This is a genomic window from Corynebacterium pelargi, assembly GCF_014635485.1.
GTDB classification, from domain to species: domain Bacteria; phylum Actinomycetota; class Actinomycetes; order Mycobacteriales; family Mycobacteriaceae; genus Corynebacterium; species Corynebacterium pelargi.
This window is the reverse complement of record NZ_BMCX01000001.1, coordinates 26,653-52,189: the sequence shown is the minus strand read 5'-3', so window position 1 is coordinate 52,189 and position 25,537 is coordinate 26,653. Positions and strand designations below refer to the sequence as shown.

At 57.6% G+C, this 25,537-nt stretch carries 23 protein-coding genes and 1 tRNA gene; 14 read left to right on the top strand and 10 right to left on the bottom strand.

Features of this window, described 5'->3' with window-relative positions; all coding sequences use genetic code 11:
• Window position 1 precedes the first annotated feature (1 nt).
• The 4 genes from IEU99_RS00245 to IEU99_RS00230 all read left to right on the top strand — a co-directional run bounded on the left by IEU99_RS00245 (window position 2) and on the right by IEU99_RS00230 (window position 5,339).
• Window positions 2-1,441: a DEAD/DEAH box helicase gene (locus tag IEU99_RS00245; RefSeq protein ID WP_128889871.1), complete on the top strand. Its 1,440-nt coding sequence runs from the start codon at window positions 2-4 to the stop codon at window positions 1,439-1,441.
• Window positions 1,442-1,450: 9 nt separating this feature from the next.
• A complete protein-coding gene (locus IEU99_RS00240; RefSeq protein ID WP_128889872.1) occupies window positions 1,451-2,881 on the top strand; it encodes a hemolysin family protein in 1,431 nt (476 codons plus the stop codon).
• Complete coding sequence (locus tag IEU99_RS00235) at window positions 2,878-3,930, top strand: hemolysin family protein (protein ID WP_128889873.1); 1,053 nt, start codon at window positions 2,878-2,880, stop codon at window positions 3,928-3,930. Before IEU99_RS00240 ends, IEU99_RS00235 begins: the two co-directional genes overlap by 4 nt.
• A gap of 68 nt (window positions 3,931-3,998) precedes the next feature.
• Complete coding sequence (locus tag IEU99_RS00230; RefSeq protein WP_128889874.1) at window positions 3,999-5,339, top strand: VWA domain-containing protein; 1,341 nt, start codon at window positions 3,999-4,001, stop codon at window positions 5,337-5,339.
• A 70-nt stretch (window positions 5,340-5,409) separates the two neighbouring features.
• On the opposite strand, the gene glpK is transcribed toward IEU99_RS00230, so the two are convergent.
• The 8 genes from glpK to secA2 form a co-directional block, all read right to left on the bottom strand.
• Entirely contained in the window at window positions 5,410-6,945 is a 1,536-nt protein-coding gene (glpK, locus tag IEU99_RS00225; RefSeq protein ID WP_128889875.1) for a glycerol kinase GlpK, read from the bottom strand.
• Window positions 6,946-6,984: 39 nt separating this feature from the next.
• Window positions 6,985-7,725: an MIP/aquaporin family protein gene (locus IEU99_RS00220; RefSeq protein WP_128890826.1), complete on the bottom strand. Its 741-nt coding sequence runs from the start codon at window positions 7,723-7,725 to the stop codon at window positions 6,985-6,987.
• 5 nt (window positions 7,726-7,730) lie between these two features.
• Window positions 7,731-9,455, bottom strand: a complete 1,725-nt coding sequence (locus tag IEU99_RS00215; protein WP_128889876.1) for a glycerol-3-phosphate dehydrogenase/oxidase — start codon at window positions 9,453-9,455, stop codon at window positions 7,731-7,733.
• 392 nt (window positions 9,456-9,847) lie between these two features.
• A complete protein-coding gene (locus IEU99_RS00210; RefSeq protein WP_128890827.1) occupies window positions 9,848-10,411 on the bottom strand; it encodes a MerR family transcriptional regulator in 564 nt (187 codons plus the stop codon).
• 139 nt (window positions 10,412-10,550) lie between these two features.
• On the bottom strand, window positions 10,551-11,159 hold the full coding sequence (locus IEU99_RS00205; protein WP_164931159.1) for a bifunctional nuclease domain-containing protein: 609 nt from the start codon (window positions 11,157-11,159) through the stop codon (window positions 10,551-10,553).
• Between the two features lie 16 nt (window positions 11,160-11,175).
• Window positions 11,176-11,904, bottom strand: coding sequence for a transcriptional regulator FtsR (ftsR, locus tag IEU99_RS00200; protein WP_229718322.1), 729 nt, complete (start codon window positions 11,902-11,904; stop codon window positions 11,176-11,178).
• 94 nt (window positions 11,905-11,998) lie between these two features.
• Window positions 11,999-12,430: an oxoglutarate dehydrogenase inhibitor Odhl gene (odhI, locus tag IEU99_RS00195; RefSeq protein WP_128889878.1), complete on the bottom strand. Its 432-nt coding sequence runs from the start codon at window positions 12,428-12,430 to the stop codon at window positions 11,999-12,001.
• A 154-nt stretch (window positions 12,431-12,584) separates the two neighbouring features.
• On the bottom strand, window positions 12,585-14,879 hold the full coding sequence (gene secA2, locus IEU99_RS00190) for an accessory Sec system translocase SecA2 (protein WP_128889879.1): 2,295 nt from the start codon (window positions 14,877-14,879) through the stop codon (window positions 12,585-12,587).
• A gap of 204 nt (window positions 14,880-15,083) precedes the next feature.
• On the opposite strand from secA2, the gene IEU99_RS00185 reads away from it, so the two are divergent.
• The 3 genes from IEU99_RS00185 (at window position 15,084) to IEU99_RS00175 (ending at window position 16,799) form a co-directional block, all read left to right on the top strand.
• Complete coding sequence (locus IEU99_RS00185) at window positions 15,084-16,262, top strand: bifunctional alpha/beta hydrolase/OsmC family protein (RefSeq protein WP_128889880.1); 1,179 nt, start codon at window positions 15,084-15,086, stop codon at window positions 16,260-16,262.
• A 1-nt stretch (window position 16,263) separates the two neighbouring features.
• Window positions 16,264-16,647 carry a YchJ family protein gene (locus tag IEU99_RS00180; RefSeq protein WP_128889881.1) on the top strand — a complete coding sequence of 128 codons (384 nt, stop codon included), beginning with the start codon at window positions 16,264-16,266 and terminating at the stop codon, window positions 16,645-16,647.
• A gap of 78 nt (window positions 16,648-16,725) precedes the next feature.
• Window positions 16,726-16,799: transfer RNA gene (locus IEU99_RS00175), tRNA-Pro, on the top strand.
• A gap of 1,164 nt (window positions 16,800-17,963) precedes the next feature.
• Here IEU99_RS00175 and IEU99_RS00170 read toward each other — a convergent pair.
• Both IEU99_RS00170 and IEU99_RS00165 read right to left on the bottom strand, forming a co-directional pair.
• The gene (locus tag IEU99_RS00170; protein WP_128889882.1) at window positions 17,964-18,458 is read right to left on the bottom strand and encodes a helix-turn-helix domain-containing protein; all 495 of its coding nucleotides are present in this window, start codon (window positions 18,456-18,458) and stop codon (window positions 17,964-17,966) included.
• 459 nt (window positions 18,459-18,917) lie between these two features.
• A complete protein-coding gene (locus tag IEU99_RS00165; RefSeq protein WP_128889883.1) occupies window positions 18,918-19,829 on the bottom strand; it encodes a hypothetical protein in 912 nt (303 codons plus the stop codon).
• Between the two features lie 280 nt (window positions 19,830-20,109).
• Between IEU99_RS00165 and IEU99_RS10955 the strand changes: the two genes are divergently transcribed.
• The 7 genes from IEU99_RS10955 to kdpB all read left to right on the top strand — a co-directional run bounded on the left by IEU99_RS10955 (window position 20,110) and on the right by kdpB (window position 25,511).
• Entirely contained in the window at window positions 20,110-20,466 is a 357-nt protein-coding gene (locus IEU99_RS10955) for a phosphatase PAP2 family protein (RefSeq protein WP_206731204.1), read from the top strand.
• The gene (locus tag IEU99_RS00155) at window positions 20,420-20,755 is read left to right on the top strand and encodes a phosphatase PAP2 family protein (RefSeq protein WP_206731205.1); all 336 of its coding nucleotides are present in this window, start codon (window positions 20,420-20,422) and stop codon (window positions 20,753-20,755) included. The genes IEU99_RS10955 and IEU99_RS00155 overlap by 47 nt, the downstream gene beginning before the upstream one ends.
• An 87-nt stretch (window positions 20,756-20,842) precedes the next feature.
• Window positions 20,843-21,097, top strand: coding sequence for a type II toxin-antitoxin system Phd/YefM family antitoxin (locus IEU99_RS00150; RefSeq protein WP_128889886.1), 255 nt, complete (start codon window positions 20,843-20,845; stop codon window positions 21,095-21,097).
• A 1-nt stretch (window position 21,098) separates the two neighbouring features.
• Window positions 21,099-21,356 (top strand): Txe/YoeB family addiction module toxin, encoded by a 258-nt coding sequence (locus IEU99_RS00145; protein WP_128889887.1) that lies wholly within the window; start codon window positions 21,099-21,101, stop codon window positions 21,354-21,356.
• 323 nt (window positions 21,357-21,679) lie between these two features.
• Window positions 21,680-21,772 carry a K(+)-transporting ATPase subunit F gene (kdpF, locus tag IEU99_RS11055; RefSeq protein WP_025402953.1) on the top strand — a complete coding sequence of 31 codons (93 nt, stop codon included), beginning with the start codon at window positions 21,680-21,682 and terminating at the stop codon, window positions 21,770-21,772.
• Window positions 21,769-23,421 carry a potassium-transporting ATPase subunit KdpA gene (gene kdpA / locus IEU99_RS00135; protein ID WP_128889888.1) on the top strand — a complete coding sequence of 551 codons (1,653 nt, stop codon included), beginning with the start codon at window positions 21,769-21,771 and terminating at the stop codon, window positions 23,419-23,421. Before kdpF ends, kdpA begins: the two co-directional genes overlap by 4 nt.
• The gene (gene kdpB, locus IEU99_RS00130) at window positions 23,418-25,511 is read left to right on the top strand and encodes a potassium-transporting ATPase subunit KdpB (RefSeq protein WP_128889889.1); all 2,094 of its coding nucleotides are present in this window, start codon (window positions 23,418-23,420) and stop codon (window positions 25,509-25,511) included. The genes kdpA and kdpB overlap by 4 nt, the downstream gene beginning before the upstream one ends.
• Window positions 25,512-25,537 lie beyond the last annotated feature (26 nt).

Below are 25,537 nucleotides of genomic sequence, written 5' to 3'. Positions count from 1 at the left end.
GATGACCTCTTTTCAAAGCCTTGGCTTGCCCGTGGCGATTGTGCACGAGCTGCAACGCCAAGGCATTACTTCGCCCTTTCCCATCCAAGCCGCAGCCATCCCATCTGCTCTTGAAGGCAAGGATGTGTTGGGGCGAGGCCCTACCGGTTCCGGTAAAACCTTCACCTTTGGCCTTCCCATGCTCGCCCGGCTCCAAGGTGGCGCTTCCAAACCCAAACAGCCGCGCGCCCTGGTGCTCGTCCCAACCAGAGAGCTTGCCTTACAGGTAAGCCAGCGCCTAGCTCCTTTTGCCGCCGTGATGGGCATGCGGGTGCTGGAAGTGTTCGGCGGGGTCAATATCAACCGCAACCTCACCGCTTTGGCCGCGCCGGTGGATATGTTGGTGGCCACACCAGGCCGCCTCCAAGACCTGCTCGACCGCAAGGCCATTTCCCTGGAGTCCGTGCTCATCACTGCACTCGATGAGGCAGATCAGATGGCGGATATGGGCTTTATGCCCCAGGTGCGCAAGTTACTCGATGCCACCCCCGCGCACTCCCAGCGCCTCCTCTTTTCCGCCACCCTCGACGGGGACGTCAATACGCTTGTCAAGCGCTATATGCACTCCCCCGTCACGCATTCGACCGCAGGGGTGCAGCAAGCCGTCGATACCATGACGCACTATCGCTTCGATCTGGATTCCAAAGAGCAGCGCAACGAGCTCGTGCAGCTCATCGCGGGGCGTGAAGGCAAAACCATCATGTTCATGCGCACCAAGCACACGGTGGATCGGCAGGTAAAAAAGCTGCGCCGCCGCGGTATTCATGCCGCGGGTCTGCACGGCGATAAAGGCCAAGGCAGTCGCACTCGCGCCGTCGAAGCCTTCCAATCGGGCGAAATCCCAGTGCTCGTGGCCACCGATATCGCAGCACGCGGCATCGACATTTCCGAAGTCGACCTCGTGGTGCACATCGACCCACCCGTCGAGCACAAGGCCTATCTGCACCGCGCCGGGCGCACGGCCCGCGCTGGCACCAATGGTGCTGTGCTCACGCTGGTGTTGCCGGAACAACGCAGCGATGTCGATGCGATGCTGGCAAAGGCCAAGGTAGACGCTAAGATGCTCGAAGATGCCTCTGCATTGATTGCCCTCTGCGGGGCAAAAGAAACGCACGGAGCACCCCTTCCTCCTTTTGGCGCCCAACAACCAAAGGCCGCAACACAAAAGGCGAAGGGTGCCTCACGCGGTAGATCTGGGGTTAAAAAGAGCACCGGCTCGCGCCGGCGTTCAACAGATCAAGGTCAAGGGTCCCGCAGTGCAGGTCGCCGCACCGGCAGCCTCAAGGGCAAGCAATCCCAGGGTGCACAAAGAGGTAGCCGGGATGCTGCTGGCAAGCAGCAGGGTTCTCAAAGAAAACGTCGACAATCAAGGAGCACTACTCAGGGGTTTCGCCCCAGATAATCGCCCATCATGGACATAGCCATTAGCATCGTATCTCTTATAGGCTTTATCGCTTTAACAGCAAGTACAGGCCTTTTCGTTGCGATTGAGTTCGCACTGACCGGACTAGAACGTTCCACTATCGAACACGACCTTAAAACTCGCGGCGATAACCGCGCCAAGGCCGTGAAACGAGATTTTCACAATCTCTCCTTCGTGCTCTCAGGTGCCCAACTAGGTATCACCCTCACCACCCTTGCCACCGGCTACCTGGCTGAACCGATTTTGGCGAAGTTCTTCACACCGCTGCTTGACCTGATGGGCGTGCCCGAAGAAGCCACCACTCCCATCGCTTTGGTGGTGGCGTTGCTGGTGGCTACCGGGCTATCGATGGTGTTTGGCGAGCTGGTGCCCAAAAACGTGGCCATTACCAACCCCCTTGCCACCGCAAGGACAGTGGTTGGTCCGGTGCACGCCTTTAATACTGTGTTCAAAGGCTTTATCAACCTGCTCAATAGGGCCGCCAACTTCACGGTGCGCCGAATGGGCATTGAGCCGGCAGATGAACTTGCCAGCGCGCGTTCGGCCCAGGAACTCACCGCTTTGGTGCGTAATTCCGCCGAAAGTGGCGACTTGGATGAAAATACAGCCCTGGTGCTTGACCGCTCCCTGAAATTCGGAGAGACCACCGCCGGTGAGTTGATGACTCCCCGCTCGACCGTGGACGCTCTTTCTGCAGACGACACCGTCCAAGACCTCATTGCCCTCGCGATTGAAACGGGCCACTCCCGCTTCCCCGTGATCCGCGGAGATTTGGATGACACCATCGGCGTTGTCACCTACAAAGATGCCTTCTTAGTGCCAGAGTCACAGCGCACGACGGTGACCATGCAGCAGTTGGCTCGGCCCGTGCCGATCGTGCCGGAAAGCCTCGATGGCGACACCGTGCTCGACGAGGTGCGTAAAGCCGGCTCGCAGGTGATCCTGGTCGCTGATGAGTACGGTGGCACCGCCGGGCTGATCACGATTGAAGATTGTGTAGAAGAGATCCTCGGCGAAGTCTACGACGAACACGATGATGCTGAAGCTGAGCGCGATTTCCAACGCTTCGGCTCGAACTGGCAAGTAGCCGGACTCGTCCGCTTGGATGAATTAGCAGAAAAGGTGGGCTATATCGGCCCCGAAGGCCCTTATGAAACCCTCGGTGGACTGGTCATGGCCACCTTGGGCAGGATTCCCAAGGTGGGCGATGAATTGCTCTTGCCCGAAAGCGATAACCCGATGATGGCGGAATTCGAATCCGGTATTAAGGGCCGCTGGCTCGCCAAAGTCACGCTGATGGAGGATCGCCGCGTGGAAAGCGTCATTCTTTCCCCGATGAGTTCCGAAGAGGCGGAGGCGATGCTTGCAAGCCACGGGGTAGAGAACGCCGAGCACCAAACAGGAGGATCTTCGCGATGAGTCTTTTTGTCACCATTGCCATGATCCTGGCCTTATTGCTGGCCAATGCCTATTTCGTGGCCGCAGAGTTTGCTTTGATTTCTTCTCGAAGAGATCGCATTGAAAACCTCATTAGCCAACAACGCCCAGGTGCCAAGCGCGTGCTCTATGCCATCGAGCATCTCTCGATCATGCTGGCGGCGTGCCAGTTGGGCATCACCATTTGCTCATTGATCCTCGGTAAAGTGGCCGAACCTGCGATCGCGCACTTCGTTGAGGTGCCCTTCCATTCTTTGGGGCTGCCAGAAAACCTATTGCACCCCGTATCCTTCGTCATCGCCTTGGCGATGATTACCTTCTTGCACATTTTGTTCGGCGAGATGGTGCCGAAGAATATTGCGCTGGCAGGCCCGGAAACTTTGGCGTTGTGGCTCACCCCTACCCTCTTGGTGTTCATGCACATCACCAGGCCGTTTATCGCCTTCTTTAACTGGGTGGCGCGTTTGACGCTCAAGGCCTTTGGCATCGAGCAAAAAGATGAGCTCGATGCGGGTGTGGATCCTGAGCAATTGGCCTCGATGATCTCCGAGTCGCGTTCGGAGGGATTCTTGGACGCTCAGGAACACTCGCGCTTGTCCAAGGCGCTGCAGGTGGAAGATCGCCTGGTCACGGAAATTCTGATTCCGCTTGAGCGGGTGCGAACGGTGAGCTTTGGGCGCCGCGGCCCGAGGTTAAAGGACGTAGAGGAGGCGGTCGCAGCCACAGGTTTCTCCCGTTTCCCCGTCACCGCCGCCGATGGCGCCTTCTTGGGCTATGTGCACATCAAGGATCTGTTGGATCGCTTTGAGGAAGAAGACCACGACGCGATTATCCACCGTTCTGAGATCCGCCCGCTGACGATCATTCATGCTGGTGGCACCCTCGATGAGGCCTTGCAGCTCATGCACAAGAAATCCGCACACATGGCGCAGGTACGCGACCGTGGCGAGCTGCTCGGTGTCATCACCCTTGAAGATCTGATTGAGGAGTACTTAGGCACCTTCGCCGATTGGACTCACGAACAGCGCTAGTAATCCCACACCTTGCGTCGCGAAGCCTTTAAGCTGGGTTTTAGATATCGCGGAATAAGGAACACAACGTGGGACAACATTCTTCAGGTAAGCCCAACTATCGCCTCTCTCAGGGGCTAGTGATCACGCTGCTGGCGGTGGTCTTAGTCATCGCCGCCGTGCTGCTTTGGTCAAATCAGCGCATCCGCTCCGACGAGGAACATCGAGCCCAAGCCTGCATCGAAGGAGAGCTGGTTGTTCCTATCGCCACTCACGGCATGATTGATGCCGAGTGGTTAATCAAGCGCTTTGCAGATGCCAACCCCCAAACCCAGGATTTCTGCTTAGAACCACAGCTTGTCGACGACCCCGCCCAAGCAGCACTCCTGCTCAGTGCCGAAACCGACCTGACCATAAAGGACGTCCTGGCACGGTCTGATCGCCAAGCCGCAAGCAACCAGTGGCCCATTGTTGCCACCCTCGCCGTGGGTGTAGCCGATAGAAACGGTCAACCCTGGAATCCGGAGATGGAGCTTCGCTACCCCACCTCCCCCGATGCCGTGGCCTCTGCTCTGCTCGCGGCGCAGAAATTCCAGGATTATGACTCGATATACGCGGCCATTGAACAAGATCGTGGCCTCGATATTGAGCAAGCCAGCACCCAGGATCTCCCCTATGCCACATCGCAGGGCTTTGCCGCTGATGGCTGGCAGTTCATGCAGGCAGATGGCGTCGAAATGCCGGTGCGTGGCGTCGTGCTCAACGCCAATGATCAGGTCAGCGAAGATGCCCAACGCGGCGCGGATGCAATAGTCCAAGAATTCCAACAGGATAAGGCCAAGGAACTCGACCCCACCGTGGTGGAAGTACTCAACGCTTTTGGCTCGCCGCTGCAAACCACACAGCGAAGCCAAGACACGCTCTTCCTTTTGGATACCTCCGAGGCCAGTGGCCCTTGGGCGGAACAGGCCCGTGAGGCGATTGCTGATGCCGTGGCAGCCCTCGGCACCGATCACGACGCCGCCTTGCTGAATTATTCTTCGCCCCTAAACCCTGGTGTGGTGCAAGGTTGGCGCCCCAATGTGCTTTTCGACGACGAGCTCTCCATCTCCCAGGCAGTACGAGCACTCGGAATCGGCGGTGTGCCGCAGACGCACGAAGCGCTGCTAGCGGCACTTAATATTGCCCAAGAACACGCAACGCCTACCACCGTGGTGCTGTTGAGCACCGGCAGCGTGGACGATGCTGATGTCCGTACCGCCTTGGCAGACGCCGCTCAGCGCGATATTCACGTCCACCTCATCGAATTAGGTGATCAATCTGATGCGGCCTTGGCACAGGCTATTGAAGAACATGGCGGCAGCGTGACCCGCGTAACGGATCCCGCCGAACTTGATACTGCGGTGCATCGCGCGGTGGGCTTGAGTTAGAGCCTTTTACAGGCCAAGCATAAAGCCCGAACAAGCTGCTGCTTGTTCGGGCTTTTGCCGTGGGGTTAGGCTACTTCTTTTCGCTTACTTCCCAGTCGTAGGTGCGCTCAACGGCGCGGTTCCACTCGCTGTAGAGTGCATCGACTTCTTCTGCATCCATCTTGGGCTTCCACACCTTGGCAGCATCGGTCTGCTGCTGCAGGGCCTGGAGGTTCTCCCAGAAGCCAACGGACAAGCCGGCTGCGTATGCAGCACCGGTCGCGGTGGTTTCGATGTTCTTAGGACGCTGAACGTTGGTGCCGAGCACATCAGCCTGGAACTGCATGAGCAGCTCATTCATGGTCATGCCACCATCAACGCGCAGATCGGTCAGTTCCACGCCGGAGTCTGCGACCATGGCGTCAACAAGCTCCCTGGTTTGGTAGGCGGTGGCTTCGAGCACAGCGCGGGCGATGTGCTTGCGGTTGACGAATCGGGTAAGACCAACGATCACGCCACGGGCATCGGGACGCCAGCGCGGTGCGAACAGACCGGAGAACGCGGGCACGATGTAGACGCCACCGTTATCTTCAACCTCGCGGGCAAGGTTTTCGATCGAGGGTGCGTTGGGGATCAGTTGGAGGTTATCGCGCAGCCACTGCACCAGTGCACCGCCCATAGCGACCGAGCCCTCGAGTGCGTACACAGGCTTTTCGTTTTCAAGCTGGTAGCACACGGTGGTGATCAGGCCATGCTCGGACCACTTGGGCTTCTTGCCGGTGTTCAGCAGCAGGAAGAGGCCGGTGCCGTAGGTGTTCTTGGCATCGCCTGCGCGGAAGCAGCCCTGGCCGAACATTGCGGCTTGCTGGTCACCCAGGATGGCGCGGATCGGCACACCTGCAAGGGTCCCACGCTCGCGAACGTGGCGGTAATCGCCAACGGAGGGGCGGATCTCAGGCAGCATGGACATGGGGATATCCATGGCCTTGCACAGTTCCTCGTCCCACTGGAGGGTTTCGAGGTCCATGAGCAGGGTACGAGAAGCGTTGGTCACGTCGGTGGCGTGGACGGCTGCTTCACCCTCGTCGCCCTCGGCGCCGCCGGTGAGGTTCCACAGCAGCCAGGTGTCGATGGTGCCGAAGAGGAGGTCGCCTGCTTCGGCGCGCTCGCGTGCGCCCTCAACGTTGTCCAGGATCCACTTGACCTTCGGGCCTGCCGGGTAGGAGTTGATGCGCATACCCGTTTTCTTGCGCCAACGGTCTGGGCCTTCTTCGCCAGCGAGTTCCTCACAGATCTCGTTGGTGCGGGTGTCTTGCCACACGATCGCGTTGTACACCGGTTCACCAGTGTTCTTGTCCCACACGACGGTGGTTTCGCGCTGGTTGGTGATACCTACGGCAAGAATGTCCTCGCGTGCGACATCGCTTTCGGCCAAGGCACGACCCACGGCGCGGCGGGTGTTGTCCCAGATCTCCATCGGATCGTGCTCAACCCAACCCTTCTGGGGATAGTGCTGCTCGTGCTCATACTGCCCCACGGCAACTTGGTTGGCCTCGTGGTCGAAGATGATGCAACGGGTGGAGGTGGTGCCTTGGTCAATGGCTGCCACGTACTTGGTGTTACCCATAGATTTGCTTCCTTTTCTCTAGATACCGAGCGTTATTGCTTAGACCAGCGCATTTGCAAGCACGCCGGTGAACACTGCTGCAAGCATGGGCGCCACGATCGGAACCCAGGCGTAGCCCCAGTTTGCACTACCTTTGTCCTTGATGGGTAGGGCCAGGGCGTAGGCAAGGCGAGGACCGAGGTCGCGGGCGGGGTTGATGGCGTAGCCGGTTGGCGAACCAAGCGACATACCGATACCGACCACTACGAAGGCCACTGCGAAGTACTTCAGGCTGCTGATTTCGCCGTTAGCTGGCGCGAAGGCGATCCAGGCCAGCAGGACGAAGGTGCCGATGAACTCAGTGACGGCGTTCCAGCCGTTCTTCGGGTGCGCAGGACCGGTGAAGAAGATGCCACCGGTGGTCTGGTTGGCGTGAGTGATATTGCCTTCTTCGTCGTAGTTGTTGGCGTCGAAGAGCTGCTTGAACGCTGCCCAAGCAAGCACCGCACCGCAGAAGGCGCCAAGGATTTGTCCGAGGAAGTACCAGGGAACGAGATCCCAGCCCACTCCGCCTCGGAGTGCAACCATGAGGGTCACTGCGGGGTTGAGGTGTCCGCCTGAAACATCAGCAACGGACGCACCTACGAACACGCCCATGCCCCAACCGAAGGCGATGATTAACCAGCCGGTGTTACGTCCACCGGAGGTGCGCAGGGCGTTGAGGGCACATACACCATTGCCCAGCAAAAGCAGCAGCATGGTGCCGAGGAATTCCCAGCCAAACGCCTGTGCAGCAGTAATTTCCATTAGAGATCGATTCCCTTCTCGATATTGGAGCGGGTGTCGCCAACGGCGACCATGAGGTCATTTGCGGCTTCGTCGGTAAGTTGACGTTCAGCCTCAAGCTCGGCCTCAACACGCTGAACGAAGGTGTTGAGTTCTGCCTCGCGGGTTTCTTCGTCCCAACCCAGCAGCGGTGCAATGAACTCTGCGACGGCGGGTGCGGCCTTGGTGCCACGGTCGTCGTACTCCATTGCCACGCGCAGGCGGCGGTTCAAAACGTCTTCGAGGTGCAGTGCACCTTCGTGGGTGACGGCGTAGCGAACCTCGGCCCAGATGTAGCCTTCTGCACCGTCGATGGGCTGCAGCAGGGATGCATCTTCCTTGGCAGGAGCAAGCACCTCGGAGTACAGGGATCCATAACGGCCGAGCAGGTGCTCGATGGTCTTTGCCGGAAGGTCGTTACGACGTGCGATCGCCGATACCTGGTTGGCCAGGGCGTGGTAGCCATCGGCACCCAGGATCGGGGTCTGGTCGGTGATGGAATCCGGAACCTGCTTGGGCACGTCCTTGATGGCAAGATCCACAGCGTCCTTACCAATCACGCGGTAGGTGGTGTACTTGCCACCTGCAACGGAGACCAGGCCGGGGCATACATGGGCAACGGCGTGGTTGCGCGAGAGGTTCGAGGTGGAGTCGGAGCTGCCCTCGAGCAGCGGACGCAGGCCGGAGTAGACGCCCACAATGTCGCTGTGGGTGATCTGGTGCTTCACGCGACGGTTGAGCTGGTCCAGGATGTAGTCGATATCGGCACGCGTCGGAGCCGGGTCTGGACGACCGAGCTTGTAGTCGGTGTCGGTGGTACCAACGATCCAGTACTCGCCCCAAGGAATCACGAAGAGCACGGACTTCTCGGTAACGAAGCACAGCGCTGCATCGCACTTCAGGCGATCCTTCGGGATCACGATGTGCACGCCCTTGGAGGCGTGTACGGAGAACTTGCCCTTTGCGCCGGCGAGCTTTTCAATCTCGTTGTTCCATACGCCGGTGGCGTTGATGAACACCGAGCCGCGAACCTGGGTTTCTGCACCGGTTTCGGTGTCGCGAACAACGGCTGCCACGACGCGGCTGCCGTCCTTTTCAAAGCCTACGACCTGGGTGGAGGTGCGGATATCAGCGCCGTATTCTGCGGCGGTGCGCAGCACGGTCATGGTGTGGCGTGCGTCGTCGACAAGCGTGTCGTAGTAGCGCACACCGCCGACCACGGCGTCGTCGTTGAGGCCTGGGGCCATCTTGAGCACGCCCTTGCGGCTGTAGTGCTTTTGCATGGGCACGCTCTTTGCACCGCCCATGAGGTCGTAAAGGGTGAAGCCGCCGAACATCATCACGCGCTCCCAGATGCGGTGAGTCAGCGGGAAGATGAACTTCAGGGGCTTGACCAGGTGAGGTGCAAGGGTGGACATGTTGAGTTCGCGCTCGCGCAGGGACTCTGCCACGAGACGGAAGTCGAGCATTGCCAGGTAGCGCAGGCCACCGTGGAACATCTTGGAGGAGCGGGACGAGGTACCTGCGGCGAAGTCGCGGGTTTCAATCACTGCAACGCTGAGGCCACGGGTAGCTGCATCCAGCGCGGCACCTGCACCGACGGAGCCGCCGCCGATGACGACGACATCGTAGTGCTGGTGCTCGAAGTTGTCCCACACCTTCTCGAAATATTCGGGATTGAGTGGGTGCTTGGTTGTGGACGCCATGAGGAAACCTTTCTCCGTCTGAAAGCTCGCTATGTTGGAAAACCTTCGAACTTTTCGACGGTTCCTACGGGTTGGGTTCGGTGGCGCGAACGCCACCTACTAACTGTTGTGTAGCACACAACAGTGGTGAATGTTTTACCTAGCCAACACTAGCGAATCTTTACAGATTTTTCTGTCATGTCACGCTTGGCTTACAAAAAGCGGGAAAACTTAAGGCATATAAGGCGTGGTGAGGCGCTTTTCCTTTTCCTGACAAGATTTACACTGTGACGTCTTTAACAACATGAAATTGTTTGCGCCCTGCATAAATACCCCCGTAACTACCCCCAAAAGCAGCAACCCCCAACTACCGCGAGTGGTAGCTGAGGGTTTTTTCTTAAGCGAGTGAAAAACTAGGAGGAGCGTCGCATCCTGCGCGCGGCGAGCTCATCCACGCCAATTACATTGTCTTGATCGTGCTGATCAATACGCTCAGAGGGGAATGAATCGATGGTGCCGGTCAGTTCCTTCATGATGCCGGGCAGGGCGATACCGAACACACCCTGGCCTCCGCCGAGCAAGTCGATAACCTCTTCATTGGAACGGCACTCGTACACCGTCACGCCGTCGGATACGAGGGTGATCTCTGCAAGATCGTCTACGCCATGATCGCGAAGTTTCTCTACCGCTAAGCGAATATTCTGCAGGGAAATGCCGGTATCGAGCAGGCGCTTGACAATCTTGAGCACCAAGATGTCCCTAAAGGAGTACAAACGCTGAGAACCGGAGCCGCGGGCATTGCGAATGCTCGGCTGCACCAGGTCGGTGCGCGCCCAGTAATCAAGTTGGCGATACGTAATGCCGGCAACCTGGCAAGCAATGGGCACGCGATAGCCAACCTCTTGGTCTGGCCCCATATCAAACAGTGCACCCTGCACTGCCTTGTGTTGGTTCTCGCTCACGTTTACTCCTTGCATTACCTGGCGCATCGAATGGTGCGTACTCACTGATTTTCTCTTATCGAACCCTAGGGCACAACAGCAGCACCAAAGGCGCGACACGCCGTAACTTAAACCTCAACTTGAAGCTTAGACATACTCCTACCCCATTGTCACCTTATTTACCTTCAGTCACACCCGTATCATCTGCATCATCGTCGGGGTGAGTATCACCATCGTCTTCGCGGAAGAGGTCTGACTCCTTTAAGCCCATCTGCTCCATAAAGGCCGCGAAATCCGCATCAGCCTGATCATCACCAGAAGCAGACACATGCTCTTGGTCCAGATCCTCGGGCGGTTCGATGCCGAAGTACTCTAAAAATTCCTGCGGTGGCACCTTCACCGAGGCATCCACGAGGACTTGCTCATGGACCTGCACAGCAATCGATGTGGCCTGTGAGAGCAAGAGAAGTTGGGAGGGCTTGCAATCAATCTGGACGCCATCGCCAATAACGATGGAGCAGTGATATACGCCCTGATACACGCTGTCGATCCGCAGCGCTTCGATTTTGGCGCCCGTTTTGTCTAGCAGCTCCAGCAACACATCGGTGCTGCTGGGACGGCGCGCATAGCCATCATCAGCGCCATCGCTGAGAGCCTCGCTGGCGTGATCGGGCAACCACAAGGCCAAGACACGCTGATGGGAGGTATCAAATAATAGGGTGCATGGTGCAAGCTCCGGGGATACGGTAGCGACACCAATGAAGCTGACCTCTTGATAGGTCATAGATTCCCTTCGTAATTTAAGAGAGCTCTTCTCGCAGCAAGGCCTTGAGCAGGCTTGCATGCAAAGACACCACGACCGCGCTCATCTGCTGAGAAATTTCTTCTGCGTGTTCGCGGGGGTTGTGGCCACCACGAGAACGAGCCATCGGGGTTGCAGCTCGAGCAATGAGGTCTGCTTGCCTGGAAGCAGCATTGCGCAAGGATTTCAGGTGGCGTGCATCCACGCCAAACTCCAGCAGTTGTGCCCCGAAGGCGACGATTTGCACGTCATCGGCGCTAAAGAAACCAGAAACGTCAGGCTTAATTACACCAGCCTGCACGAATTCTTGGATCAGGGATGGTTCCACGCCGGCCTTTTCGGCAACATCGGCGTCGCTAAGCCTGCGCAGCGTAGCGCCACGGAAATTATCGGCGCTGATCAGCGGCGCGCCAGAAGCCCCTTGGGAAATCGGGGTGACGGCGCCGGAATCCATAGCGTCGAGCTGCTCGCGGATCACCTTCAGCGGCAGATAGTGGTCGCGCTGGGTTTGGAGGATGTAACGAAGGCGATCGACATCTGCCTCGGTAAAGCGACGGTACCCGGATGGGGTGCGCTCCGGGCTGATCAGCCCCTCGGACTCTAAGAAGCGGATTTTCGAGAGCGTCACATCGGGAAATTCGCTTTTCAGCGTCTCGAGCACCACGCCGATGGACATGTTCTTCTTCGGCTTCGCGGTGCTGCGTTCGCGATTCGTCAGTGCACTCATGCTCTTTAAGGGACTGCTTCCTAGAAAGGTGGAAGAAACGCTGGACTGCATAGCAGCCCGACGTCTCCGTTGGGGACTATGAACTACAAGGCAGTTAAGCCTTCGGGCCTTCTAAAAAGACCAGACGGAACTTGCCAATCTGAACCTCATCACCCGTGGCGAGAGTCTCAGCGTTTTTAGGCTCACGATTCACGTAAGTGCCGTTGAGGCTTCCGACGTCGACGACCTCAAAGGATCCATCCTTCATGCGGAATTCAGCGTGACGACGCGAGACGGTCACGTCGTCAAGGAAAATATCGCTTTCGGGGTGACGGCCAGCGGTGGTGGTTTCACGGTCGAGCAAGAAACGAGCTCCCGCGTTCGGGCCTCGCTTCACCACCAGCATTCCGGCACCAGCGGGCGGAGTGACATCCGTGCCGGACTTCGACGCGGCATTCGCCCCGGACTCCATCTCCTTTAACAGGTCAGCCCTGAACACCGAGGTGGTCTCGACCTGCCCTTCGGGAGTGCCAGTGTGCTCGCTCATTCCTTATAACCTCCGAGTTCGCGCTTCTACTGTGCTACGAGCTCTACATAGAACCTGTAGCTTCGATAATGGTTTACATCATAGCGGCTTCAAGGCGATCAAGAGTGCATCGCCAGAATAGAACCCCTATTACCGCAGGCAAAGGGCCGCTTCCCTATCGGAAGATTGCCCCTATTCCGCGCAATACGCTGTTGCCGCCACCGCTGAGCGGATTGTCGCTGACCATATAGGTCCAGGTGGCGCTCGGGCGAGCCAGGCCTGCATCTTCAAGGTGCACACCAGAGGCATCGATCTCAACCGTGTCGAATGTCTCCTGGGCACGATGCAAGGCCGACTGCGCCAATTGCTTAAACTCCCTCACCGCGATGCGGTGAAATTCATCAATGGGAGTCTCACGGGCAATCGCCCGCAAGTGAATCGACTCGCGCACATCATCCATATGGGCAAGGTGATCACTCCAACCCATATCGAGGAAATACAGCAATAACTCACGGGCAGCTTGCACCATCAAGGCGTGCCCATAGCGCTGTTCTAACTCCTCTACCCGCTGAGCATTATGTTCGCGCAGCGCATCAAGGCCTGCTTCAGTATCAAGCAAGCTTGCGCGGCGCTCGTCGATGATCACGCGCTGATCTGCAAGCAGCTTGTTGTACTTCCAAGTCTGCGAGTGGATTTCGAGGAGCTGCCCTTCGGTTACTCGCTGACAGTGCTGAATAAAGTCGTACACACGCTTATCTTCAATGAGGCCATCGGCATCTGGGTGCGCTGTGACGGATTCACCCGCACCGCCAACCTGGACCACGTCGTCGTCAAGCGAAACATAGAACACACTGGATCCGGGATCGCCCTGACGGCCAGCACGGCCGCGGAGTTGTTGGTCCAAACGCTTCGAACGATGCAGCGCCGTACCGATGACGGCAAGCCCGCCGAGCTCTACTACCGCATCGCGATCTCGCTCATCTGCACCACCAAGGCGAATATCAGTACCGCGACCGGCCATCTGAGTCGAAACCGTCACCCTGCCAATATCGCCCGCCTCGGCAATGATGCGAGCTTCTTCTTCATCATTTTTCGCGTTGAGCACATTGGCGGCGATGCCCAACTCCGCGAGGCGCGCCGCAAGCTGCTCGGATTCTGATACGTCATGGGTGCCAACGAGCACCGGGCGACCTACTCGGTGCAAGGAGGCGATGTCCTCGACGATCGCGTCGAATTTCTCCTCGGCTGTGGCGTAGATCCGATCGGGATAATCAATGCGCTGGTTTTCTCGATTGCGCGGAATAACTGATACCCGCAGATCATAGAATTGGCGAAGCTGATCGGTGGCCTCAACGGCAGTGCCCGTCATACCGCACACCCGAGGGTATCGGCCCATGAGTGCTTGGAGCGTGATCGTGTCGAGAATACGGCCACCTTCGGTAACGGCAAGCCCCTCCTTGGCCTCCACGGCAGCTTGCACACCATCGGGCCAGCGCTGCAGTTCGGCTACACGTCCTTTGGCGGTATCAATCAGCGCCACCTTGCCATCACGGACGATGTAGTGCACGTCCCTGGTGAGCATCGCGCGGGCATGCAATGCCAAGTTCACCTGCACAAGCGTATGGCCAACATGCTCATCTGAGTACAGGGAATCAATACCGAGCATCTGCTCGACTCTGCGCGCGCCAGTCTCGCTTAAAAAGGCGTTGCGCTGGTCACCATCAATGGAGAAGTCTTGCTCGGGGCGCAATTTCGCTACCACCTGGGTGATACGACCGGCAGGTGCAGCCCCTGGTTCGTTGCCTGCGAGCACGAGGGGCACCAGCGCTTCATCCACGAGCACCGAATCGGCTTCGTCTACCAGCGCGATATCTGCGCCGTGCTGCACTGCTTGATCGCGGGAGGTGATCAATTGATCGCGCAACACATCAAAGCCGAGTTCTGTGACCGGGGCGTAGACGATCGACGCCCGATAGGCCTCCCGACGCTGCGGGGCGTCCATCGACTCCTCAATATGGGCAACGGTGAAACCGAAGAATTCAACCAGTGGCGACATCCACGCAGCATCGCGGCGTGCCAGGTATTCGTTCACGGTCACGCAGTGGACTGTTTTGCCCATGAGTGCAAAGCCGGTGGCAGCCATGGCACCAACGAGGGTTTTGCCTTCGCCGGTGTCCATTTGAATGACGTCGCCTTCAAGCAAGCGCAGCACCGCCTGCGACTGCACCTCGAATGGGGTGTAGCCGAGGGTGCGCTTACTGGCCTCTGCCAGCACAGCCAGTAATTTCGGGGCGTCGTTGATGCTGCCATCAGCGCAAAGAGCGCGCCCTTGCTGGCTGAGCTCCTCATCGCTGAGCCCGGCAATGCTTTGGTGCAGTTTCGCTGATTGCGCAACCACCTGCTTGCTTCGCTTTTGGTTTCGTCCGGTCTTGCCTCCCATGGCATCCCAGAACCAGCCAAATCCTGCCACTGCTGCACCTTTCTTTTTGGCCTGCTCAAAGGCCTTGTTGCGCTGAGCCGCTCACCGAAAGAGGTGAGCTAGATTGCATACCTGCTCTAGCTTAATCAACGCGACACTGCTGGAGTGTGACCCCACCGCTTTGCCTGCCTTAAGCTAGGTGGCGTTTCATTCCCGTTTAAGATTCTTCTGCGTCCAAGGAGCGTTGATCACCCAATGCATTCCGAGAGCGTCAAGGTGCCCTCTTCGCGGGGTTACCAATTGGCTGCCACCATCGATTTCCCCGACACAGCACCTTTGGCCTTTGCCATGTTCGCTCACTGTTTTACCGGCTCGCGCTTTACTCCCGCGGCCTCAAGGGTGAGCAAGACGTTGGCCGATATGGGTATCGCCTGTTTGCGCTTTGATTTCCCCGGCCTTGGCCAATCAGAGGGCAATTTCCACGAGACGAGCTTTAGCGAAAACGTCGAAGACATCATCGCCGTAAACCAGTGGATCACTGAGCACTATGAGGCACCGCAGTTGCTCATTGGGCACTCCTTAGGTGGTGCGGCCTCTTTGAAGGCTGCAACGCAGTTGAAAAACCTCAAGGGCGTCGCAACCATTGGTGCGCCTTTCGACCCAGCCCACGCGGTGTTGCACTTTGCCGATCGGATTGGCGAGGTGGATGAAAGTGGTGCTGTGACACTGACCCTGGGTGGCCGAGAGATCACGATCTCCAGGGAGTTTCTAGAGGATCTGGCAGAAACCAACCCCGAGGCCTACTTACCTAAGCTCCGCAAGCCGCTTTTAATTCTGCACTCTCCCATCGACACCACCGTGGGTGTGGAAAACGCACAGCTTATTTATCAGCTCACCCGCTACCCCAAGTCCCTGGTGACCTTGCATAAGGCTGATCACCTCGTCACCCGTCAGGGTGCTGCGCAAACGGCGGCGCGTCAGATTCGCACCTGGTTTGAGCAGTACATGGTGCCGAATAGCTCTCCAGATGATCAGGACACGATTCCTGAAGGTGTTGCCGTGGCCCGCTCCATCCGTGCCGGCAAATTTGCCGATCTTGTGCACACCGGTTCCCATACCTTTACCACCGATCGCGAGAAAACCGCGGGTGGAAAGAACCTGGGTTATACGCCAACGCAGATGGTTATTGCTGCCATCGCAGCTTCTACTTCGCAGGCAGTGCGAGAGGCAGCCAAAGCCTCCAAGATCAGCATCGGGCAGGTAGAGGTGCAGGTAAATACCGCGTTGAGCAGCGATGACCAACTGCATTTGCGTCGCAGCATCGCCATCGAGGGCGAAATCAGCCACGATGAGCGCGAAGAATTGCTCTACGCAGGCCGCAATAGCGGCATTGAGCAGCTCTTCGGCCCAAAGGTCACTATCGAGGAGGAATAGCGTGTCTAAGCAATGTATTTGCGGTTCCTCCCAGCTTTTCGACGCCTGCTGTGGCCCACTGCTTAGCGGAGAGAAAAAGGCCCCTACTGCTGAACGCTTGATGCGCTCGCGCTTTAGCGCCTTCGCCACCGGAAACCGCGAATACTTGCTGCAAACGTGGGATCCAAACACCGTGCCCGACTCTCTTGAGCTCGACCCCGACATCACCTTTGAAAGCCTCCAGATCGTAGACACCCACAAGGGTGGGCTCTTCGATGATCAAGGGGTGGTGGAATTTATCGCCGGGTATGACCACGATGGCACCAAGGGCAGCCAGCATGAGCGCAGCTTTTTCCGCCGACTCAAGGGTGCGTGGGTTTATACCTCCGGCATCGTGAATACTTAGCAGAAATCCATACTGACCTGCTGATTGGTCAATTCTGCATTCCTCGTTGTAACCTGTAGCAGTTGCAAAAAGCAATGGCGGACTGTGGCGCAGCTTGGTAGCGCACTTGACTGGGGGTCAAGGGGTCGCAGGTTCAAATCCTGTCAGTCCGACAACCAACCGTGAGGCCGGAAGTTTTAAACTCCGGCCTCACGGTCTTTTTCTCTATTCCACTACTTAAGACTGATTCACTGCCTTGGATGAGCTTTGAGCGGGAAAACCAACGAAATGAACTTTGCTTCCCCGAACATCCGGCGTGTCGTTGCCCGCACTAGTCGCAGGCCCGCTGTATTCTATAAAACGTATATACACATCAAAGGCCTCCTCCTTTGGGGGTTATGGGCAGGGTAGCTTCGCTACCCTGCCCATCCCTTTAGGGGCACCTTTACATTGGTGCTGTTCCATTGCCAGGACCCCGGCATGGCCTGTTTTCCCAAACGCTGTTCTAGGCACCTAAAACCCTTCGGGCGCTTGAATCGAGGATTCGCTGAGTTTGGTCCCGCTTCGGTAATCGCTACGCGTTGCTACTCGCCACCAAGGATCGACACTGAACGCCTACTATTTTCGCCATTATCTAGACGGCGGGTTCATCTTTTCCGCCACTGGAGGCGAGCATTTCGGCCACGTCTCTCGCTACCCAGTGCGGTCCATTGCCCATCTTTACAGCCGACAGATCTGAGTCGTCGATCCTTGAAGCGAATAGCCTCCCGAACCGTCTTAAAGGAAGCGTCGCTTTGGAGGTTGGCCCAACCCTCGGAAGCGATGTCAGTCCGACTACTAGTCGTGCGGTCGGAAGTTTTTAATTCTGGCCCCACGGTCGTTTTCTATATTCCACTGCCACTGATGGATTTCGAATGAGGGAACACAACTCATTAAAATTTGCCCCCTCCACACTTCCGGCGTGTCGTTGCAAGCGATGACCCTAAATCCGGTGTAAACTCCAAATCGGTAAACTGGTTGAGTGTGTATTTACACATGTAAATACTCCCTCTTAGGAAATTGAGCCGGGTAGTTTAATTACCCGGCTCAATTTCTTTTTGGTTCGTGGTACTTCAGCTTTCGATGCGGGATAAACCCAACGTTGCCTTCACCCCTTTTTCATGAACTGCCCAGGCAGAGCTTCGTTATCTTCTCTGGCCGATCTAAACCTTGTGTGGCGTTGCTTGCAGAACTGAGAATCGCACTGTTTTTCGTGGCAACCAAGCATCCTGTTCACGGCTAGAGCGCCTCAGTATGGTCACCGCATTCAAACCCCGGTGTGCCCCCCAGATACCTTCTCATTCGAGCAGCTCTTTGGGCATCTTCCAGATCTTCTTGCCTTCTTCTGTCAACCGAACGCCAGGCTTAATCCGGATCATATAATCCTCATCGCTTTCTTGCCGTGGCACATAAGCGAAGCCTCCAGTCCCAGAAAGACCGGGCATGGGAGGATAGCTAGGGTCGTAGTCGATCACCTGATTGAAGCGAATTAGCTTTCTAAACATCGCGTTGACTTTGTCGCGCGACTTACCTCGGATCTGCTCCCGACCTCCTACGCGTACTCGGGCATGCAGCCTCATGGCCTGAAAAACGACGTTGTCGTCGTGTTCAGAGGAGATATCTTCCCAGGGTAGGTTGTCTCGGACGAGCCTAGAGTTAAAGGGCTGATAACCTGCACGCTTTGCCAGAATGTGAACGTATTGCCTGGTCACGTCGTATTCTTTCGCAATCGCCGTTTGGTTCATGCCTTTGGCTAAAAGCTCCGCCACAATTTCCTTGGTCAGCGCCGGCATACCGCGCCTTTCTTGATAGACAAAAGTGCTTCTTCTAGGTCAATAATCGCCAAACCGGGGGCTGTGCGTTTCATCTCTACCCCAATACCCAAAGCACCCCTCCCTCTATTGGAGTCAGTCTCAGCACTAGGGCTCGGCCAAATGTGCGCAGAACCAGTGACAAGTCGGCGGAGCAAATCTGCCGCAGATGGCGTCGAAAAGCTACCTGCTAGCTCATAATTCGCAGGCCCACAGCACCCCCTGCTTTGCATCCTCGTGGCGGCATTTTGACGGGGGGGTTGTTAAGAAAGCGTTAAAGAGCGCTCTGGGAGCCCCGTTACAGCACACTGGATTTTCTGGTTCGAGAACCAGGGAATCTGCCCCATCCTCAACAAAGTGCGTGAGAGGTAGAAAATAGCCGGCGGGAGCTAAGAATAATTCGGAGCCTCGCTCGCACCCGCCCCCTTCCAACGGGACATCCTAGCTCTTTGGTTCATCGAGCTCTTGCACCGTCGCTGCAGTATCAGCTTGATCTTCGTCAACAACCTCAGCCTCCACGGTTATGATGAGCTCCTCAATGTCTGGCCTTGGAGTTGGCAGGTCAGCGATGACGTCCCGAACTGTTGCATTTGTCGCCTTGATGACGGCCTGCGCCAGTGCGTAGTTCAAACCCGCACCGATGGCCGCGCCTATGCCGAATGGTGCAATCTTTCCAAGGACGACAATCCCCTGCCTGGAACCGTACCTAGTCACGAAATTCCGGCCCAGCACCTTGTTGATCTGCTGAATGGTAGCCCGTGGCGTTTTTTTCGCCACCTTCTTGCCAAGAGTGCCACCCGTTCGTTCAGCAATTCTCGTCACCGTACTCGAGCCCGACCCCCCGAGAAGTACCGTAAGAATGAAGGCCCTCTCTGAATCAAGGTCCTCAAGATCCAGTTCCAAGACGTCCAGGACGGCGTACACGTAGAACATGGTGGAACCCACCGAAACGGCTCCGTCCCCTAAAGCTGCGCCAAGAGCCGCCACGGTGCCCACTCCAGGGAGAGCCGCAGAGCCTCCAACAGCGGCTCCAGTGGAGGTCACACGGCTAACGAAACGCTTCTTCAGCTTACGAAGCAGCTCTTCGGAAGTGATTTCAGGATTTTTCGCTCTGATGTTCCGCACTTCAGCTTGGGCGGCCGCCTTGGCTGGAGCCATCATTTTGCCAAAAGCATCTTCAAACTCGCGGTAGCTGAATTTTCCCTGCACGATGTTGCCGACGTTGACTACGCCATCACGAGCCTGTTTGGCTATGCCACGGATGTCCTTCTTGGGGCCCTTCGCTTCCGAGTCCCCATTTTCACCATCGTTAGGACCTCTAGGATTCGACGTTTTAGATTCTCGGTCGCTCATTTTCCACTACACCTCAAGATGTCCGCCCGGCTAAGAATGATCAGACAAGACGCCCCAGCCACGTTAAACGAACACTAGCACTCCCCAGGTTCCATGCGCTGTATAAACGGTCATTCCTTTCATCATCATCGTTCTCTCCGCCAACTGCCTGCCTCCAAGCCTCACCCGCTTACATCCATTCATCCGCTTTCTCTCTATGAATTAGTTAGCGAGCGTGATCAACACCGGGTTGAGATTTGGCCGAACCCCGTCTGCCATCACCGGGGTAGCCTTGATAACCTTGGCTATCTGCATCGGGTTTCTCATTAAGTGGGATGCCGTCATCATTCGCGATAATGACATCCACCACGGTTTGCTCAATGCCCGTCCTTCGTGGTTCACCACAGTGATGATCGCGGCCACCTCCCTCTTCAACCCCCTCTCGGCCACGATTCTTTCGATGATCATCGGCGTTGTTGTGTGGTGGTGGACCAAGGTGTGGCGCAGCGGTGTCTACATCCTCGCAGCCGTTGCGCTATCAGCTTTCATTACTCAGGTGTTCAAGCGCGTCTTCGAGCACTCTCGCCCACCGGAGCTTCACCAGATTCTGGTTGAAACGCATTTTCGTTTTTCCCTTTGGTCATGCCACTGCCGTTGACGCCCTGGCGAAGAGCATCGTGTTGTTCTTGAGCTATCGGGGCTATCACCGCCGCCTTGAGCTCGTCGTGCTCGCGATCGCGGCTCTCACCATCGCGACAGTCGGGGCGTCGCGCCTGTACCTGGGCGTTCACTGGTTTAGTGGCATTCTCGCGGGCACTCTCCTTGGCGCCGGCACCGCGCCGGCGCTCATCACGATCCTCCCGGCGTCCGCACGCCCCCATGCTCTTTACCGCCGTTCCTCTCTTTCCTCCGACGCCACCAGCCGCCCCACACCCCAGGCGTCTTAGTGACGTCAACGTTCCCGACGACTCGGGCTAGGCCACCATTGTCATGAGCCACATTCTCCCGTACAGTTTCCTGTACAGGAGGCCGCAATGAAAACAATGAACTACACCGAGTCGCGGGCGAACTACGCCAAAGTCCTCGATGACGTGGTGAATGACCGCGAGGAAACGATCATCACCCGCGCAGGCCACGAATCAGTCGTTATCGTATCCCTGGAAGAATACGAATCCCTCAAAGAGACCGCCTACCTGCTTCGATCCCCAGCCAATGCCCGTCGACTTTTCGAGTCGATAGACAGGCTCGAGGCAAACCGAGGCAGCGAGCACTCTCTCATCGAGGAATAGGATGCTCTTAGTCTGGGATGAGAACGCTTGGGAAGACTACCTCTGGTGGCAAACCCAAGACCGCAGGACGTTGAAACGCATCAACCAACTCATCAAGGACATCGACCGCAATAGCAACGAGGGCATCGGGAAACCGGAACCGCTCAAGCACAGTTTGTCTGGCTACTGGTCACGGCGCATCACTGATGAACATCGCCTGGTGTACAGCACAATAGACAGCGAGATTCGTATCGCGTCCTGCCGCTACCACTACGGCTAAGCCCCCCTCTATCGGAGCCAGTCTCAGCACATGTGCCCAGCCCAATGTGCGCAGAACCAGCGGCAAGTCGGCAGAGCAAATCTGCTGCAGATGGCGTCGAAAAGCTACCTGCTAGCTCATAATTCGCAGGCCCACAGCACCCCCTGCTTTACATCCTCGTGGCAGCATTTTGACAGGGGGTTGTTAAGAAAGCGTTAAAGAGCGCTCAGGGTGCCACACTGCTCTGGTTTAGTGTGCCTCATGCTTACTGACATCATTCTGATTGTGGTGACATGCCTGGCGTTCATTGGCGTCCAGGCCGTCGCGAAGGCGGTGGATAACCTATGAGCTGGGAACTGATCATCGGTGCCATCCTCGGAATTCTTGCGATCATCTACTTGCTGGTCGCTTTGATTAATCCGGAGCGATTCTCATGAGCGGCGCATGGACAGGGTGGATCCCTGTAGCAGTGGTTGTCATGGCTCTAGCAGCGGCCTACCTCCCCATGGGTCGCTATATGGCATGGGCCTTAAACAGTCCGAAAGATACAGCAATTGAACGTGGCTTCTACCGACTCATCGGTGTGAAAGCAGACGGCAAGCAGCACTGGGTGAAATACAGCGCATCCGTGATGGCTTTCTCCGCCGTATCCGTCCTTTTCCTCTACCTCCTACAACGCACACAGCAATTCCTGCCACTGAATCACGGCATGTCAGCCGTTGATCCAGACCAGGCATGGAACACCGCGGTGTCCTTTACCACCAACACCAACTGGCAGTCCTACTCCGGCGAAGAAGCCATGACCCAGCTCACCCAAATGGCTGGTCTTGGTGTGCAGAACTTCGTATCTGCGGCTGTTGGTATCTCCGTTGCCATCGCCCTCGTTCGAGGCCTGGCCAACAAGGTGGGAGACGGCACGATCGGTAACTTCTGGGTGGATCTCACCCGCACCGTGCTGCGCATCCTTTTGCCTGTAGCCACCCTCGGCGCCATCATTCTTTTGGCCAACGGCGTCATCCAAAACTTCAACGCACCTACGACCTTCAACACCGTCGCCGGTGGCCAGCAGACCATCCCCGGTGGTGCGGTTGCTTCCCAAGAAGTAATCAAGGAACTGGGAACCAACGGCGGTGGCTACTTCAACGCCAACTCCGCCCACCCCTACGAAAACCCCAACATGTGGACCAACATGTTGGAAATCTTCCTCATCCTTCTCATCCCCGTCAGCTTGACCCGCACCTTCGGCATCATGGTTCGAGATAAGCGCCAGGGCTGGGCAATCTTAGCTGCGATGGCCGTCCTGTTCGTCGCATCCTTCGCAGTGATCGCCTCTGCTGAACACGCACTCAACTTCTCTGAAGGTGGCGGCATGGAAGGCAAGGAACTACGTTTCGGCGTACTGCCTTCTAACTTCTTTGCCAACTCCACCACCATGACCTCCACGGGTGCCGTGGACAGCTTCCACTCCAGCTACGCACCGCTGGCAGGTGGCATGCTCATGCTCAACATGATGCTCGGCGAGATCAGCCCCGGTGGTGTGGGTTCCGGCCTCTACGGCATGCTCATCGTCGCAATCCTCGGTGTGTTCATCGCTGGCCTCATGGTCGGTCGCACCCCCGAGTACCTGGGCAAGCGCATCGGCGTCAAAGAAATCACCAAGGTGTGTCTCTACATCCTGGTCATGCCGGCACTGGTGCTGTTCGGTGTAGGAATCTCCACGATGCTTCCCAGCACCCTGGATTCCGTATCAACCAGTGGCCCCCACGGCTTCAGCGACATCGTCTACGCCTTTACCAGCGCATCCAACAACAACGGTTCGGCCTTCGCAGGCTTCGGTGCGGATACCTGGTGGTTCAACATGGCCCTCGGTTGCGCCATGCTGCTTGGCCGATTCCTGCCCATCGTTATGGTGCTGGCTCTTGCCGGCGACTTTGCTAAGCAAAAGCCTGCACCCGAGACGGCCGGCACGCTGCCCACCCACCGTCCGCAGTTCGTCGGCGTGATCGTCGGTGTGGCCCTCATTATCGGCGCCCTCACCTTCCTGCCCACGCTTGTTCTTGGTCCACTCACGGAGGCCCTGTCATGACAAACTCCTTCTCCCCCAGCCAGCTGGGTCAGGCGCTCCCCCTGGCAATCAAGAAAATGAACCCCGCGTCCCTCATCAACGTCCCCGTGATGTTCTTGGTGGAAGTTGGTGCGGCATTCACACTGGTTCTCGCAATCGCGCACCCATCGCTCTTCACGTGGTCCATCACGGTATGGCTGTGGCTGACCGTTCTATTCGCCACGCTCGCCGAGGCCGTCGCCGAAGGACGCGGCAAGGCACAAGCAGACTCCCTGCGCGCGTCGCGTACCGAAACATCGGCCGTGAAGTTCGTGGGCGATACTGCCCCGGCTGCCCTGCAACAAGCGCTCGACACCCCACAAGGCCGCGCCGGCCACACAGAAGAAGTCGCCAGCGACGCTCTCAGCCCCGGCGATGTGGTGCTCGTTGTCGCAGGCGAGGTCATCCCCGCCGATGGCGACGTGATCTATGGTGCAGCGACCGTGGATGAGTCCGCCGTCACCGGCGAGTCCGCTCCAGTGATTCGCGAATCCGGCGGCGACCGCAGCGCCGTCACCGGTGGTACCCGAGTGCTTTCGGATGCCATCGCCGTGAAGGTCACCAGCCGCCCCGGCGAGTCCTTCATGGACCGCATGATCGGCCTGGTGGAAGGCGCACAGCGCAAGAAGACCCCCAACGAATTGGCCTTGGGCACCCTCCTGCACGTGCTGACCTTGATCTTCCTCATCGTCGTCATCGCCTTGGCCCCCATGGCCGCGTTCAACAATGCCGAGCAGTCTCCCGTGGTGCTCGTCGCCCTGCTGGTGTGCCTGATCCCCACCACAATCGGTGCTCTGCTCTCCGCCATCGGTATCGCAGGTATGGATCGCCTGGTGCAGCACAACGTGCTGGCCATGTCCGGTCGCGCGGTTGAGGCCGCGGGTGACGTCGCCACGCTGCTGCTGGATAAGACCGGCACCATCACCATCGGTGACCGCCAAGCCACCGAGTTCGTCCCAGCCGGTGATACCGACCCGAAGCAACTGGCGTATGACTGCCAGCTCGCCTCCCTCGCCGATGAGACACCCGAGGGTCGCTCCATCGTGACCCTGTCTCAAGAGTCCACGGCCACCATTCCGGAGTCGGACTACGCACAGGCAACATTCATTCCCTTCAGTGCCCAGACCCGCATGAGCGGCATCGAACTGCCTGACCAAGACCGCAAGGTTCTCAAGGGCGCAGCCTCTGAGGTCTGCGGCATGGTGAAGAAGCAAGGCGGCGAGATCCCCGCCGGAACCGAAGACATCGTCAACGACATCTCCAACAGTGGCGGCACCGCCCTGGTGGTGGCAGAGGTGTGCGGCGCCGGGCACAAGTCCTCCCCCAATACCTCCCGCGTGTTGGGTGTTATTCACCTGAAAGACGTGGTGAAGCCCGGTATGACCGAGCGCTTCAAGCAACTGCGCAAGATGGGTATCCGCACGGTGATGATTACCGGCGATAATGCTCTGACCGCACACGCCATTGCCAAGGAAGCCGGCGTTGACGACGTACTCGCAGAGGCCACCCCTGAAGATAAGCTCGAGTTGATCCGCAAGGAGCAGGCCAAGGGTCGCCTCGTGGCCATGACCGGTGACGGCACCAATGACGCACCTGCACTGGCACAGGCCGATGTGGGCGTTGCCATGAACACCGGCACGACCGCGGCCAAGGAAGCCGGCAACATGGTGGACCTGGATTCGGATCCCACCAAGCTCATCGACATCGTGGGAATTGGTAAGCAGTTGCTGATCACCCGCGGCGCGCTGACCACATTCAGTATCGCCAACGACATTGCTAAGTACTTCGCCATCATCCCCGCCATGTTCGTTCTCGCCTTCCCCGGCCTGGACAAGATGAACATCATGCGGCTGCACTCCCCTGAAAGCGCCATCCTCTCTGCCGTGATCTTCAACGCCTTGGTGATCATCGCGCTGATTCCTTTGGCACTCAAGGGTGTGAAGTACCGCGCTGGTTCGGCGGCCTCCCTACTTTCTCGCAACCTGGCCATCTTCGGCCTCGGCGGCGTGATCGTGCCCTTCGTTGGCATCAAGATCATCGACCTGTTGCTATCCGGCGTATTCGGCCTCTAACAGAGCTCACCGGAACTGCACAGAAA